This window comes from Acinetobacter sp. V89_7 (genome assembly GCF_029967895.1).
GTDB classification, from domain to species: Bacteria; Pseudomonadota; Gammaproteobacteria; order Pseudomonadales; family Moraxellaceae; genus Acinetobacter; species Acinetobacter soli.
In genome coordinates this window covers 108541-122655 of record NZ_JASCAJ010000033.1, presented here as the reverse complement: position 1 = coordinate 122655, position 14115 = coordinate 108541, and the positions used below count along the sequence as shown (strand labels likewise).

Annotated in this window: 14 protein-coding genes; 5 read left to right on the top strand and 9 right to left on the bottom strand. The window is 44.3% G+C overall.

What is annotated here, in order from left to right; all coding sequences use genetic code 11:
* The first annotated feature begins 134 nt into the window (after nucleotides 1-134).
* Both argS and QLG00_RS14305 read left to right on the top strand, forming a co-directional pair.
* Entirely contained in the window at nucleotides 135-1928 is a 1794-nt protein-coding gene (argS, locus tag QLG00_RS14310) for an arginine--tRNA ligase (protein ID WP_282471277.1), read from the top strand.
* A gap of 120 nt (nucleotides 1929-2048) precedes the next feature.
* Nucleotides 2049-2663 carry an SPOR domain-containing protein gene (locus tag QLG00_RS14305; protein WP_004944264.1) on the top strand — a complete coding sequence of 205 codons (615 nt, stop codon included), beginning with the start codon at nucleotides 2049-2051 and terminating at the stop codon, nucleotides 2661-2663.
* Between the two features lie 70 nt (nucleotides 2664-2733).
* On the opposite strand, the gene QLG00_RS14300 is transcribed toward QLG00_RS14305, so the two are convergent.
* On the bottom strand, nucleotides 2734-3636 hold the full coding sequence (locus QLG00_RS14300) for a DMT family transporter (protein ID WP_278804439.1): 903 nt from the start codon (nucleotides 3634-3636) through the stop codon (nucleotides 2734-2736).
* Nucleotides 3637-3814: 178 nt separating this feature from the next.
* Here QLG00_RS14300 and QLG00_RS14295 point away from each other — a divergent pair, with 178 nt between their 5' ends.
* Nucleotides 3815-4690, top strand: a complete 876-nt coding sequence (locus QLG00_RS14295; protein WP_282471276.1) for an AraC family transcriptional regulator — start codon at nucleotides 3815-3817, stop codon at nucleotides 4688-4690.
* On the opposite strand, the gene QLG00_RS14290 is transcribed toward QLG00_RS14295, so the two are convergent.
* Nucleotides 4687-5328 carry a glutathione S-transferase gene (locus tag QLG00_RS14290; RefSeq protein WP_076033341.1) on the bottom strand — a complete coding sequence of 214 codons (642 nt, stop codon included), beginning with the start codon at nucleotides 5326-5328 and terminating at the stop codon, nucleotides 4687-4689. The two genes, QLG00_RS14295 and QLG00_RS14290, sit on opposite strands and share 4 nt — an antisense overlap.
* A gap of 190 nt (nucleotides 5329-5518) precedes the next feature.
* Nucleotides 5519-6466 (bottom strand): pirin family protein, encoded by a 948-nt coding sequence (locus QLG00_RS14285; protein ID WP_282471275.1) that lies wholly within the window; start codon nucleotides 6464-6466, stop codon nucleotides 5519-5521.
* Between the two features lie 352 nt (nucleotides 6467-6818).
* Here QLG00_RS14285 and QLG00_RS14280 point away from each other — a divergent pair, with 352 nt between their 5' ends.
* Complete coding sequence (locus tag QLG00_RS14280; RefSeq protein ID WP_282471274.1) at nucleotides 6819-8432, top strand: phosphoethanolamine transferase; 1614 nt, start codon at nucleotides 6819-6821, stop codon at nucleotides 8430-8432.
* 138 nt (nucleotides 8433-8570) lie between these two features.
* Here the strand turns inward: QLG00_RS14280 and guaA are convergent, their stop codons facing one another.
* The 3 genes from guaA to QLG00_RS14265 form a co-directional block, all read right to left on the bottom strand.
* Nucleotides 8571-10139, bottom strand: coding sequence for a glutamine-hydrolyzing GMP synthase (gene guaA, locus QLG00_RS14275; protein ID WP_004941614.1), 1569 nt, complete (start codon nucleotides 10137-10139; stop codon nucleotides 8571-8573).
* Between the two features lie 128 nt (nucleotides 10140-10267).
* Nucleotides 10268-10612, bottom strand: a complete 345-nt coding sequence (locus QLG00_RS14270; RefSeq protein WP_282471298.1) for a NirD/YgiW/YdeI family stress tolerance protein — start codon at nucleotides 10610-10612, stop codon at nucleotides 10268-10270.
* A gap of 133 nt (nucleotides 10613-10745) precedes the next feature.
* Nucleotides 10746-11168: a DoxX family protein gene (locus tag QLG00_RS14265; protein ID WP_282471273.1), complete on the bottom strand. Its 423-nt coding sequence runs from the start codon at nucleotides 11166-11168 to the stop codon at nucleotides 10746-10748.
* 197 nt (nucleotides 11169-11365) lie between these two features.
* Here QLG00_RS14265 and QLG00_RS14260 point away from each other — a divergent pair, with 197 nt between their 5' ends.
* Nucleotides 11366-12013, top strand: coding sequence for a DedA family protein (locus QLG00_RS14260; protein WP_004941624.1), 648 nt, complete (start codon nucleotides 11366-11368; stop codon nucleotides 12011-12013).
* Between the two features lie 4 nt (nucleotides 12014-12017).
* On the opposite strand, the gene QLG00_RS14255 is transcribed toward QLG00_RS14260, so the two are convergent.
* The 3 genes from QLG00_RS14255 to QLG00_RS14245 form a co-directional block, all read right to left on the bottom strand.
* Nucleotides 12018-12608 (bottom strand): LysE family transporter, encoded by a 591-nt coding sequence (locus QLG00_RS14255; protein WP_004941627.1) that lies wholly within the window; start codon nucleotides 12606-12608, stop codon nucleotides 12018-12020.
* Between the two features lie 219 nt (nucleotides 12609-12827).
* Nucleotides 12828-13208 (bottom strand): hypothetical protein, encoded by a 381-nt coding sequence (locus QLG00_RS14250; RefSeq protein WP_282471272.1) that lies wholly within the window; start codon nucleotides 13206-13208, stop codon nucleotides 12828-12830.
* Between the two features lie 12 nt (nucleotides 13209-13220).
* Nucleotides 13221-14054: a ParA family protein gene (locus QLG00_RS14245; protein ID WP_104125352.1), complete on the bottom strand. Its 834-nt coding sequence runs from the start codon at nucleotides 14052-14054 to the stop codon at nucleotides 13221-13223.
* Between the last annotated feature and the right edge of the window lie 61 nt (nucleotides 14055-14115).

Genomic DNA, 14115 nt, shown 5'->3' with positions numbered 1-14115 from the left:
AAATTGATCGGTCTATGGCAAAGCGCCCACTTTGATTGTCGGGAAATACAAGAATCCGAACAAGACCCTCACCTAAATCAGTCAAAATTTGCTATATTGGGCGTTTTTCTGCGACACATTCCTTTTAGATCGATATGAATACCGCCATACAAGCCGCTTTGGATCATGCAGTGCAGTCTCTTCAACACGAAGGGATTCTTCCATCAGATTGGATCAACAACAGTATTTTGACGCGTACCAAAGACCGAAGTCACGGTGACTTTGCATCCAATATTGCAATGGTCGGCGCAAAGGCGGCAGGAATGAAACCTCGTGATCTTGCAGAAAAGATCATGGCAGCATTGCCAGAAGTGGCGGACATCAGTAAAGCCGAAATCGCAGGCCCAGGATTTATCAATTTCTTTTTAAATGCCGATCAACGCTTTGCTGTGCTGGATCAAATTCAAGCGCAAGGGTCGAAGTTTGGTCAGACTCAAGTCAATGCCGCAAAAAAAGTACAAGTCGAGTTTGTATCGGCAAACCCAACCTCAAGCCTGCATGTGGGCCACGGCCGTGGTGCAGCCTACGGCATGACTGTTGCCAATTTGCTTGAAGCAACAGGTGCCCAAGTTGATCGTGAATATTACGTCAACGATGCGGGCCGTCAGATGGACATTTTGGCGACATCGACCTACTTACGTTATTTAGAATTACTTGGTCAATCTCTGGTTTTCCCTAAAAACGCCTATCAAGGCGACTACGTTAAAGAAATCGCGCAAAGCATTATCGATCAAGACGGCGATGCTTACGTGCACCCTGTTGCAGCGGTGTACCATGATGTGCCTGAAGATGTTCAGTTCGCAGCAGAACTCGATGCAGAGGGCAATAAAGTCGTTGTTTCTGGCGACAAAGAAAAACATATTGATGGCTTAATTGCCAATGCACAGCGCCTGACAGGTGAAGGCTATCGCGTGTTTCATCAAGCGGCACTCAAAGCCATTTTAGATGACATTAAAGATGACCTTGAAGAGTTCGGTGTGACTTTTAATCAATGGTTTAGTGAAGCATCACTGAATCAAAAAATTGATGAAGCGTTACAAACACTGGATCAGCGCGGCTTTTTATACGAAAAAGACGGCAACATCTGGTTTAAATCGACTGAATTTGGCGACGAGAAAGATCGTGTGGTCAAACGTCGTAACGGTCAAACCACCTACTTTGCTTCAGACATTGCTTATCACCTCGATAAATTACAACGTGGCTATACCGATATTGTCGATATCTGGGGTTCAGATCACCACGGCTATATCGCACGTGTGAAAGCTGCAATTGATGCCATGGGCTTTGATTCATCTAAACTGACCGTATTGCTGGTGCAGTTTGTGAGCTTATGGCGTGGCGGTGAAATGGTACAGATGTCATCGCGTTCTGGACAATTTGTGACCTTGCGTGAACTGCGTGAAGAAGTCGGTAACGACGCCGCACGCTTTTACTATGTAATGCGCAAATCGGAACAACACATCGACTTCGATTTGGATTTGGCCGTATCGCAAAGCAAAGACAATGCCGTGTATTACATCCAGTATGCGCACGCCCGTATTTGCCGTATGTTGGAAAAAGCACACAGCAACCAGATCGCGTTTGACCGCACACAGGCTCGCTCATTGGCAGAGCGTTTAAACCTCGATGCCGAAACGGAAATTCTGGCCAAACTGGCTGCTTACCCAGACATTTTGGTACGTGCTGCAAATGCCTACGAACCGCATCAGATTGGCAACTATTTAAAAGAATTGGCAGCGCTGTTCCATGGCTGGTACAACGAGCACAAAGTCTTGAATGACGACGATCAAGCGCTTACACAAGCACGTTTATTGCTTTCAGTAAACGTACAGCAAGTTTTACGCAACGGCTTAGAATTACTGGGTGTATCTGCACCAGAGAGCATGTAAGTTCGCTGATTGAACGCGATCTGAGACGCTGTATTACAAAGAAGCCAAACAATAGTGTTTTGGTTGTTTCGGCTTCTATGTTATTGGTTATGTGGTAGAAATTATAAAGAGGATGTCCACGTGTTTGGAAAAACGCAACGCGGTGTATCTGAACGACCGAACAAGCCCAAGAAACCGTTAGTGCCTCGCTGGTTAGGCATGGTGGTGGCGATCTTGGTGCTGATGTGCATTGCTGTCATGCTGATGCTGTGGAAGCCGTGGAAACCTGTTTCGACCAAAAATGAAGTCACTTCGACCCATTATCAAGAAGAAGACACCAATCACGATTATCGCTTCTATGATCTGTTGCCTCAACAGCAAATGACGCCGATTCCGGATCAGGCTGTTCCAGAGACCAAAGATCAAAATGCTGCGGTGATTGTAGAAGCACCGCGAGAAAGTGCAGCCAGTGCGCCAACTGCATCGGGTAGTACGGCAAATGTGACTGCGGCGCCTGCGCCACAGCCTGCCAGCTTTATTTTGCAGGTGCGTAGCTATGCAGATCCTGACAGTGCTGATGCTCGTCGTGCTGAAATTATTTTAAATGGACTGTCTGCGGATGTGGTCAAAACAGTCGAAAACGGAAAAACATGGTACCGTGTGATTTCAGGGCCATATGAAACACAAGAAGCAGCTTTAGGTGCTCAACAAACCTTGCAACACAGCGGCATCGACTCGATTGTCGTGAAACGCTAAGACTGAACATGCTTTACATCCAAAGAACGCTTTACGCGTTCTTTTTTTATCGCAATTTCACTTTCAAAGCTTAGGCCCGTTGATTGGATCGGATAAATGGCAATCCTTTGGGCTGGATAAACAGAATTAAATTACCAAGTAAAATCAGCATCACCCCGAATACTGCACTCCACGTCCACTGATAACCTTCAAAAAAAGTTGAAATAGTCAGTGCCACCAAGGGAAACAGCAAGGTGCTGTATGCGGCAGGCCCTGCCCCGATCCGCCGGATCAGCATAAAATAAATTGAAAACCCCAGTACAGATCCAATCAGCGCAAGATACATCAAAGCAGACCAACCGACCACTGAACTCTCAGGTAAATATGATTGGCCGGTGAGCGCAATGATGACAGCCATCACGATGGCACCGTAGAGCATGGCATAGGTATTGGTGGTCAGGACGTCACAGCCTTGTTTCTGATGACGCAAACTAATCATATTCCCCAAAGAAAAACCATAAGTCCCCAATACACACAATAAAATTGCGCTCACGGTTTGCCAGTCGTTTTGCGTCGTTGCTAGGTCGTGCCAAAATAAAGCGATCATGCCCAACAAACCACAGATAAACGCAGGCAGGAAATAGGCTGAAATTGGCTGACGGAAAAAGAAATAGCTATTGAGCGTGTTAAAAAGAACCGCCATAGAAAAAATAACAGACTCCAGACCGCTGCTGATGTAACGCACGGCGATGTAAAAGCAGATAAAATTTAAACTAAAAATACATAAGCCTTGTAACAAGCAAAATAGGTGATCATTGAGTTTCAGGCGAGTTAATCGTCTTGAAATCAGGAGCGCCACCATCAAGAGTGTACCCGCAATAAAAAACCGCCAAAATACCGCAACAACCGGCGCGATTTCAGCACTTTGCAAGGTAATTGCGATCCATGTCGTTCCAAAAATCAGCACCACCAAGGCATATAACACCGCGTTCATTACAATCTCTTTTTATCCAGTGTGCTCAACAGTATCCGCAGTGCTCATTTTGAACGCTTTCGCATATTTGCGGCCACTTGCCTAATCTTGCGTTTTTTTACGAGACAACTTTTATCAAATGATGAAAAAAAGGATAAAATCATCGCATTATTATTTTTAATTCGCTACCGCATTTGGCATGAACTATCAAACCCTGTCGCAGTTGCAACAGCATAAAACCAAGTTACTCGATAGCCTGCAACTGGGCTCGGGCATGCAGTTGGCTGCTTGGCAAAACCAGCACGATCGGGTAAGTGTATGCAGTGATCACCATACCTTGAGTTTATATATCAAGGGCGGCTATGAAAGTTATAAAAAGACCCCACAGGGATGGCGTAATGGTGGTGGGCCAGATCGCTTTTGTTTAATGCCTGAGGGACAAGCCTCGACGTGGGACATTCGTGATCATCTGCGTTTTGTGCATCTGTACTATACCGATCAGCATTTAAAGCATGTCGCAGCACAAATTTGGGACAAAGAACCCGCGCACATCGAATTGGCAGAACAAAGTTTTGTCGAGGATGTCCAAATCAGTAGCGTATATCGGCATTTTTTGCTCAATTGTGATTGGCAAGATCGTAGCAACCATTTACAGCTTAGCCATAGCGCCAGCTTGCTGCTAATCTCTCTGTTACAGCGTTATAGCAACGTAGAATGGCAATTACCACGAGTGAGCGGCGGGCTGGCGCCGTTTATGCTTCATCGGCTAAAAGCATGGATAGACGAGCACCTCGCAGAAGCCATGACCTTAGCAGACATGGCAGCACAGACCGAACTGAGCGAATATCACTTTGCCCACATGTTTAAGCAGTCGACAGGCGTTTCACCGCATCAATATGTATTACAACAACGCTTGCAACGCGCGCATGACTTGGCGCTTCACTCAACCCAACCGCTTACCAACATTGCCCTGCAATGTGGTTTTAGTTCTGCCAGCCACTTTAGTACTCGTTTCAAGCAGTACTATGGCTATCGCCCTTCCGAATTACGGCTTGGGCGAGCCATCCCCGATTAATAATCCCCTTTCTCTTTGGCACGCTGATAAGCCGGGCGCATTTCAATTCGCTTTAAAAATGCCCGAATATTTGGAAACTGCCCAGTTGTTCGGGTTAGCAACGCATTCAGCGGAAAGCTCATTTGAATATCGGCAAAGCTAAATTCCCCAGCAAAGTAATCGTGTTCAGACAAATACTGCTCGATAAAGGCAATATGATCTTTTAACCGTGGGCCAATAAATCCGGCTTTAACGCCATCGGTAATTTTGTTAGCGACCGGTCGAATAAAAAATGGAACATTTTTACCCACATTATTCATCACCAGTTGAAACACCAGCAACGGCATCAGTGAACCTTCGGCATAGTGCATCCAGTAGAGATATTGAAATGCATCGTCATCTTGTTGTGGTTTAAAACGTTGTGCCGTATCAAATTTGGTTTGCAAGTACTCCAGAATCACAGCCGATTCTGCAATGGTACGTCCGGCATCTTCTAAAATAGGCGCTTTGCCGAGCGGATGTACGCGTTTGAGCTCAGGTGGTGCTGCAAGGCTTGGCAGTCGTTTATAAAGCTTGATCTGATATTGCTGCTGGAGCTCTTCAAGTGCCCATACAATACGAAATGAGCGTGATTTTTCTAGATGGTGAATCGTCAGCATGAGATTTTCTTTTAGTCCTGATGTGTCTGATCTGTACTTTCAGTTATAGCATTAAGCCCATGACAATGGCATGGACTTAACTGTAAAGTCATTTCATTGAAACATCATGATTGAATGATGATTCTCATCTCAACACTGCGCTGCAAGGTTTTAATCACTAATCTATTAACTGCACTTCGGGCAATACAACTTATTTGGATGCTCTCATCTGATCTGGAAAGGCAGGCGCTTCTAATCGCGGACCATCATAATCTGCAATTTCACCAAAACGTGAGTCGTGATTGATCCATTGGTCACGGGCTTCACGTAATTCCTCGGTGGTACGTCCAACCAGATTCCACCACAATAAAATCGGTGTTTTAAATGGCTCTCCCCCGATCAGTAACACCTGATGACCTTGTGGCAATTCAATCTCAATTTCACTAGCACCAGATTCGAGGACCAGCAGATTGTCTTGAGTGAGTTCGTGGCCATTGATCCATGCATGACCATCCAATGCCAAAAAACCATATTCGAATGTTGGATTCAGTGAAATACGTGTTTTGGTGTCTGCCTGTGCAGTCATGTCGACGCCAACCAGAGGCGTATGCACAGCCACAGGTGACTGTTGCCCCAGAAACTCGCCCACCAGTACCGTAAACTTGATCTGATCTTGTTCTGTGTGCGGCAGATTCGGATAATGATCAAATTGTGGCGCCATATTGCGTTTTTCATCTGGCAAGGCAATCCATAGCTGAGCCGCATGCATTTTTGTCTCATGCTCTGGTGCTACCTCGGTATGCGAAATACCGTGCCCGGCTGTCATTAAATTAACCTGATACGGACGGATTAACTGTTTCGTTCCCAGACTATCGGTATGCATAATGGTGCCTTCGATCATCCAGGTAAAGGTTTGCAGGCCAATATGCGGGTGTGGCCCCACATCCAAGCCATCGCCTTGCGGAAAATGTACCGGCCCTGCATGATCTAAAAAGCACCACGCACCTATCATACGTTTGTGACGGCTGGGTAAGGCTCGTTTAATGACCGTGCCTTGACCGATTTCTGCACGACGAATAGGAAATTCCTGAATTGATTGAGGGGCGGATGATTCGCATTGTTGTGAATCAGAGATGTCCGTGTCATGGTTGGTGGTCATGGTTTTTTATCCTTTATGATCTTTAATCATATTTTTTCTTTTCATCGGTGCTGAAAAATGAGAAGTATCTTTGAGCATAGCCTGTCTGGTCCATCGGGTCTTTGGTGGTTAAGTAACTATTTGAGGGCTTGGCTTGAATCACAAATATCGATTCTTTCAAGCCATTTTTAGCTCATCTCTTGACGTACTCTCGCCTCTCATTTTTCTATCAGTTTCTTCTTCTATCTCGACATAAAGCGCATAAAAATAAATTCATTCTTTGCTATTTTTCAATTAAATTGAAGAGCCAAAATTTTTAATTAGATTTTCTAATTGATCCACTCTGTACTTTTTTATTGAAGCGTCAAGCCTTATGACTCGTCGAAATGTGTTGGTTTTACTTTGGGTGCTTCTTCCTGCGCTGCTTACAGCAGGCATTTTATCCATTGCTGGAAATCCTTCCGATGGTATTCGCCTCGGCTTACTCTCACTTCCAGGAGCATGGCTGATTTATCGTGCGATATCACGCGCTCGGTTGGGCTGGAAAGTGGCAGTTATTTGTTGGTGGCTGGTTTTTCTCGGCGATGCCAGTTTGCGCTCATTGAGCTGGTTTGTGTATCAAAGTGATACCGATGCTTATTTTATTGTGCAAGCGATTGCCAACACCACAGCGCAAGAAGCGCTTGAATTTCTTCAATTGCATGCTCAAACGCTACTCTTGGCGAGTTTGGCATTTAGTATCGGTTTTATCGGTTATTTCTGGATCTGTTTTAAACCTACTTTCCGCAACTTATCAGCGCATGTGTTTCAGGTTCGACTCAATCGTTATTTGTGTTCATTTTTAGGTGTATTGGCGCTAGCTAGTTATCTGATCGAGCCATCGCGTGCCCAGCATCCGATGCTCTATTGGACAGACTATTATTCTAAAATTCAAAATTTTAAGCAGCAGATCGAGACTCATCAGCAGATACACGATGTATGGCTGGAAACTGCCAAACATAAGTTGGTGCTCGATAACCAGCAGCCTCAGTCGCAAACGCATACCCTATTGATCACCGATAGTGTCACCAGCAAAAATTTTGGTGTGTGTGGTTATCCGCGTAATACCACGCCAGAGCTAGAAAAATATAGCAGCTCTTTTAAAATTTTCTGTCAGGCCTTTTCACCAGCGGCATCCACTATTGGCGCACTGAAAATGAAACTGACCGAGGCTCGTCACGTCGAGCAAAGCCAGTATGCCACCGAAAGTGTGCTGGCTTATGCCAAGACTGCAGGCTTTAAGGTGTACTGGATCAGTAATCAAAATGACAGCTATATTTCCTCGCTTTTTGGTTCTTTTGTTGATGAGCAAATTTATACCAATCATCGCTCAGGACGTAGCAGTCATTCTTTTGATGAAAAGCTTTTGCCAGTGTACCAAGAAATCTTAACGCGTCCAGAACCCAAAAAACTGATTATTGTGCATATGCTCGGTGCACATCCAAATTATCAGCTCCGCTATCCGCAACAGTTTGATCGCTTTTCATCAGAAAATACCGACGCTGTGGAATCACAGCTAGAACAAAATGATATTGGAATGCTGGTTCAACAGCAGCGCAATTATTACGACAATAGTATTTTATATCAGGACTGGTTGATTGGTCGTTTCTTCCAGATCTTACAAAAAAATGATCACGCACAGCGGCGCTCATTTATTTTTGTGTCCGATCATGGCAACGAAGTGGGTCATGAGATCGATTTTGCTGGCCATAGTCCAAATACGCAAGCAGGCTATCAAGTGCCTTTAGTTGTTTGGCACAATGGAATAAAAGACACGGGCGTCAATTTAAACTCACCCATCAATACTGCCGATGTGGATCAAATGATGATGGAGCTAATGGGCTTACATGAGCGCAATCCACACACGCATGATTCATTGCTCAGCCATAATTATTTATTTCATCCCTCTTCGAACTGGCCCTACTGGAAAGCGACAGCGTCGTCTTAAAATTACCACCGACTTAAAAGAAAAAAGAGCGCCAATTGGCGCTCTTTTTTTTAAACTTTAAGGGATTTCAACTTCACTACCACGAGCAAGCTCTTGTCGTAAATTTGGCAAAATGCGATGCATTTTGAAAGCCCAAATTTACTCCCATTCAATGGTTGCAGGGGGTTTAGACGACACGTCGTAGACAACACGTGAAACGTCTTTAATTTCATTCATGATACGCGTTGAGATCTTATCGACCAATTCGTATGGCAGGTGTGCAAAACGCGCGGTCATGAAATCGACTGTTTCTACAGCACGTAACGCAATCACCCATGCATAACGACGACCGTCTCCGACCACGCCCACAGATTTTACAGGTTGGAACACAGCAAATGCTTGTGCTGTTTTATCGTACCAACCGCTGGCACGTAATTCCTGCATAAAGATGTCATCGGCAAGGCGAAGAATATCGGCATATTCTTTTTTCACTTCACCCAAAATACGCACACCCAAACCAGGACCTGGGAATGGATGACGATAAATCATGCTATGTGGCAAGCCCAATGTGGTGCCCAGTTTACGCACTTCATCTTTAAACAAGTCGCGTAATGGCTCAACCAAATCAAACGCCAAGTCTTCTGGTAAACCGCCCACATTATGGTGCGATTTAATCACATGCGCTTTACCTTGTTTGCTGGCGGCAGATTCAATCACATCAGGATAAATTGTGCCTTGCGCCAAGAATTTTACACCGTCAAGTTTACGTGCTTCTTCTGCAAACACTTCAATAAACTCGCGGCCAATAATTTTACGTTTTTTCTCTGGATCAACTTCACCAGCCAACGCAGTCAAGAAACGCTCTTCAGCATCGGCACGGATCACACGGATGCCCATGTTGTCTGCAAACATTTGCATAACTTGATCGCCTTCGTTTAAACGAAGTAAACCGTTGTCGACAAATACGCAGGTCAGTTGATCACCAATTGCCTTGTGCAGCAATGCTGCCACCACAGATGAATCGACACCACCAGATAAACCGAGCAATACTTTTTCATCGCCAATTTGCTGACGCAGTTGCTCTACACGCAAATCGATAATGTGTTCCGGTGTCCAGAGGCCGCCACATCCACAAATTTTGTGAACAAAGTTAGACAATAATTCTGCACCTTTAGCGGTATGTGTCACTTCCGGATGGAACTGCACGCCATAAAAACGGCGCGTTTCATCAGACGCAGCCGCAAACGGACAGCTTGGTGTACTTGCAGTAGTCACGAAACCTTCTGGTAAACGACCGACTTTGTCGCCATGGCTCATCCAGACATGCAGCTGGTTCTCACGATCTTGTAAATTACCGATCAGTGGGTCACGGTGCTGGATATCCACTTCGGCATAACCAAATTCATGCACAGTACCCGGTACTACTTGGCCGCCCAGTTGCTCTGACATGGTTTGGAAACCATAACAAATCCCCAATACCGGTACACCAAGCTCAAAAACAACTTGAGGCGCACGTGGACTACCTTCCACATGTACACTTTCAGGTCCACCCGACAAGATAATGCCGTTCGGATTAAATGCACGAATGTCTTCTTCAGACATATCAAAAGCATACATTTCAGAATATACGCCGGCTTCACGTACACGACGCGCAATCAGCTGGCTGTATTGAGAACCGAAATCCAAAATTAAGATACGATCATCAGTAATGTGAGTATTGGTTGTCATGATTACACAACTATGCAAGGCAACGAGAGAAGCGCAGTATTCTAACATTTTTCACTGTACCGCGCACGCTCTTTCCTTCAACAATCAAACTCGCTAAAAGAGTCGATGAAATACAAGGATTTACTTACTTAATGTGCGTGCGTATAACGCTCGATTTGAATCACCTCAATATCGGTCGGTTTATAGCGATGTGTATCGACTTCACCCACCACACGAACATGATCACCGACCTTCAAATTGGCCTGTCGCCATAGATCATCGTCAATCTCCACACCAATGCGACCGGTCGCATCTTGAAACTGATAATGATCGCCTTTGAGGTGCTGGATAATCTGTCCAATCAGAGTAATGCCTGTTTCGTCTTTAAGCTGAGCGATTTGTTGCACATTCACTTTATTTTTAGCCGCTTCTTGAATAATCACATGATCATCCTTACCCGCAAAGGCCATCGATGAGGCCGCTAAACCGACCATAAGCGACAATAACGTCGTTGTTTTTTTCACAGATCATCTCCTTTTATTATTCAACTCGTTGTGATCTAAACAGAATTTCACGAGATTGTCGGGTAGAGATTTGTAAGAGGCAAATCAAGTCGCTTGATCAATGTTACTTTTCAATTGCGGTATCGATACTAAACTTGCCTGTGCCATGTAGCATCAAGAAAAATAACCCACCTGCCATCGCAAAGTTTTTCATAAAGTTAATGGCTTGTGCACTCTCGGCGCCTTCATGAAAAATAAATGCCGTGATGATGCTAAAAATTCCTAGACCAAACGCCGCAAAGCGGGCCTGAAATCCAAACAGCAACGCCAGACCACCACCAAGCTCTACCAGAATCGTCAGAGGTAATAATGCTCCCGGCACTCCCATAGACTCCATATAACCTACTGTTGCAGTATAAGCAGTCAGTTTGCCCCAACCCGCTACGATAAAAATATAAGCCATCAATACGCGGGCCACCAAGCTGACCACACCATTTACACCGTGATGAGCAACTGCATTTTTAACGATAACATTTGGATTAAACATCAGATATACCTCATTATTTGAACATGTTTTGGAATACTGAGATTCTATGTAGAATTATTTTTGCAATAAACATTATTAAAAATACAAATTGTTCCATTTTGAGAACAATAAATCTCTTTCAGATTGTTACTTTATCGTACTGACTTTCCGGTACAGCACTGTTAGGATTTGGATACAATTTTGCACTTTGATGCCCCATGGAACTCTTCGATTTTATTTTACATGTTGATGACCACCTCCTTGAATTCATTCGAAATTATGGAGTCTGGATCTATGCCATCTTGTTTCTGATTATTTTTGTAGAAACTGGTTTGGTGGTCATGCCTTTTTTACCAGGTGACAGTTTATTATTTGCAGCCGGTGCGCTGGCTGCCTCAACCGGTGCCATGGATCCTTGGCTACTGGGTTTGCTGTTATTTATTGCAGCGGTGCTGGGTGATACGTTGAATTATCACATCGGACGCTTTATCGGACCGCGTGTGTTTGAAATGAACTCTCGTTTTATCAATAAGTCACATTTGGTCAAAACCCATGCTTTTTTTGAGCGTCATGGCGGTAAAACCATTATTTTTGCACGCTTTATTCCGTTTGCCCGTACCTTTGCGCCGTTTGTGGCGGGCGCAGGCAGTATGAATTACAAATTTTTCCTAAGTTATAACGTCGTGGGTGCCTTTTTATGGATTGGCTCGTTTATTACGCTTGGGTATTTGTTTGGCAATATGCCTGTGGTCAAAGACAATTTCACGCATTTGATTTTTGGCATTATTATTTTAAGTATTTTGCCTGGCGTGATCGGGTTTGTACGCCAAAAATATCTAAATAGACGCCAAACCTTGCAAAAATAAACGCTTAAAAGAATCTAAAAATCACCGGAAGCATACAGACCACCAACAGTAAGGCAGAACCTTTATACAAATGTTCTGCCCGCACACCACGAACATTTCCTGCCAGCAAAGCACGCCCAAAACACATCCAAAAGAACGCAACAGGCAACAAAATCAGGCTAAACAATATAAAGACATGCACGGTATTGTAGAGCGACTCCCAAGTTTCGGGCGGGAAAATACCCGCAGCAAACAGCAAGGCTTTCGGATTTTTTAAACTGGCAAAAAAGATCTGACGTGGTTTAATCGAGATGTGTTGTTGACTATGACGCTCAAGATGTGAACTTTTCCATAAATTAAATGCCAGCCAAATGACATACATGGCACTAATGGTATGCAAAATCGGAATCAAAGCAGGCCAGATGGGTTCACCCAAGTGAATAAAAATGGCCCAGAGGCTAATGCCATAAATGTATCCCAGCCACTCTGCTGGCACCGCATAAGCTGTTTTTACAATACCTTGCTGGTGGGCAGCACTGGCCAGCAGGGCGTTGGTTGGCCCTGGAATCAGCAGTACCGCGATCATCGCGATGACAAAAAACCAACTCTCAATCATGCAGTATCCATAATGATGAAGAAGCAGCACACCTTATAGGAAAGTCATTTCATCTGACAAGTTTTATACACTGACCGCACAGGAAAATCGACACAAAAACAGCAGTACTATTTTATAAGATTTTAATTTTTATAAACAATTTTAATAATATTTTGAAAAACTTAATTTTCGGTTTTACACCAAACTTGTGCGTAAAACCGAAGGCTTACGATAAAATCCTTATCGTTTGCCGGTCATAATCGGGCAATTTTTAAACTGTGCAGCTTGAGCAATCGCCTGCTGCTGGCCCAAAACACGAGATAATTCCGTGTTTTTGGTTTCAGATGACTGACCAAGATTAACCGAAACCGACGGTCCAAAGCCCCAACCGCCACGTCCCCAACCACCACCGAGTCCTAAGCCAACACCGACACCTGTACGTTTGTGTGTTTGTACGCCGCTGTTAATATACGTCTGAATCCGATTGTATTCACTTTGCAATTGCGAGCAATTGAGTGATTGATACTGCGTAGGTGAAACGTAGGTGGGTTTTACAGTGGTTGCACATGCACCGAGCAGTAAACTAGCGGCCACTAAAGGCACAACATTTAAACCTTTCATATATGATTCCCTTTAAAGCGATTCGATTTCCCTGAACAACGCTTGATAGGCCAAGGTCAGTTTATGTTCAGGTGCCAAATGAACCAACGGCAAATTCTTTAGATGTGATTCCTTCATCAATACTGAAGGCGGCAACATATGATTGAGTACAGGTAAGCCTTCATCTTTCAATTGTTGCACCACTTCGCGTGGAAGTTTGGCTTGTGCCTGAAACTGATTGACCACAATTCCTTCAATTTCGAGACGATCATTATGATCATCTTGGGTTTCGATCACATTTTCAATCAATGTTTGTAACGCACGTTTGGAAAATACATCACAATCAAAAGGGATCAGGACACGATCGGCCGCGATTAATGCCGATAAAGTAAAGAAATTGAATGCAGGCGGCGTATCAATATAAATCCGGTCATATTGACCAGCAAGTGAGATAATCGCGTCACGCAATTTATAAATTTTATGCTTGGACTCAAGCGCATGTTCAAGACTACCCAGTTTTGGGCTAGCAGGAAGTACATCTAATTGAGGAAACGCGGTTGGATGAATAAAACTGTCGAGCCCTTTGGCACGTGATTTCAAAAGTGAGCCGATGGCATTGCCAATCAAGCCCTTGGGCTGATTTCCACCGAGTACATCGTCGTAGAAATTTTCAATATTGGGCTCAAGTACGGGTTTGTCTGCCGCATAGGTGGCCGCTTCACCCAGCAAATACTGGGTGGAGTTGGCCTGTGGGTCAAGATCGATTACTAAGGTTTTAAAATGCTTGGCACTGATTGCGGCCAGATTTACCGTAATACTGGATTTTCCAACCCCACCTTTTTGATTGAACACCACTCTTGTCAGCATACTTCCCCCGCTTCGTGTTTATTTTTCTTTCGTACACAGTTTAACCCAGCATACGAAATAA

What these genes read in the sequence shown, in the direction of transcription:
- argS (WP_282471277.1), top strand. Translation starts at nt 135, where the DNA reads ATGAATACCGCCATACAAGCCGCTTTGGATCATGCAGTGCAGTCTCTT.
- QLG00_RS14300 (WP_278804439.1), bottom strand. Translation starts at nt 3,636, where the DNA reads ATGAACGCGGTGTTATATGCCTTGGTGGTGCTGATTTTTGGAACGACA.
- QLG00_RS14295 (WP_282471276.1), top strand. Translation starts at nt 3,815, where the DNA reads ATGAACTATCAAACCCTGTCGCAGTTGCAACAGCATAAAACCAAGTTA.
- QLG00_RS14290 (WP_076033341.1), bottom strand. Translation starts at nt 5,328, where the DNA reads ATGCTGACGATTCACCATCTAGAAAAATCACGCTCATTTCGTATTGTA.
- QLG00_RS14285 (WP_282471275.1), bottom strand. Translation starts at nt 6,466, where the DNA reads ATGACCACCAACCATGACACGGACATCTCTGATTCACAACAATGCGAA.
- QLG00_RS14280 (WP_282471274.1), top strand. Translation starts at nt 6,819, where the DNA reads ATGACTCGTCGAAATGTGTTGGTTTTACTTTGGGTGCTTCTTCCTGCG.
- guaA (WP_004941614.1), bottom strand. Translation starts at nt 10,139, where the DNA reads ATGACAACCAATACTCACATTACTGATGATCGTATCTTAATTTTGGAT.
- QLG00_RS14270 (WP_282471298.1), bottom strand. Translation starts at nt 10,612, where the DNA reads ATGGTCGGTTTAGCGGCCTCATCGATGGCCTTTGCGGGTAAGGATGAT.
- QLG00_RS14265 (WP_282471273.1), bottom strand. Translation starts at nt 11,168, where the DNA reads ATGTTTAATCCAAATGTTATCGTTAAAAATGCAGTTGCTCATCACGGT.
- QLG00_RS14260 (WP_004941624.1), top strand. Translation starts at nt 11,366, where the DNA reads ATGGAACTCTTCGATTTTATTTTACATGTTGATGACCACCTCCTTGAA.
- QLG00_RS14255 (WP_004941627.1), bottom strand. Translation starts at nt 12,608, where the DNA reads ATGATTGAGAGTTGGTTTTTTGTCATCGCGATGATCGCGGTACTGCTG.
- QLG00_RS14250 (WP_282471272.1), bottom strand. Translation starts at nt 13,208, where the DNA reads ATGAAAGGTTTAAATGTTGTGCCTTTAGTGGCCGCTAGTTTACTGCTC.
- QLG00_RS14245 (WP_104125352.1), bottom strand. Translation starts at nt 14,054, where the DNA reads ATGCTGACAAGAGTGGTGTTCAATCAAAAAGGTGGGGTTGGAAAATCC.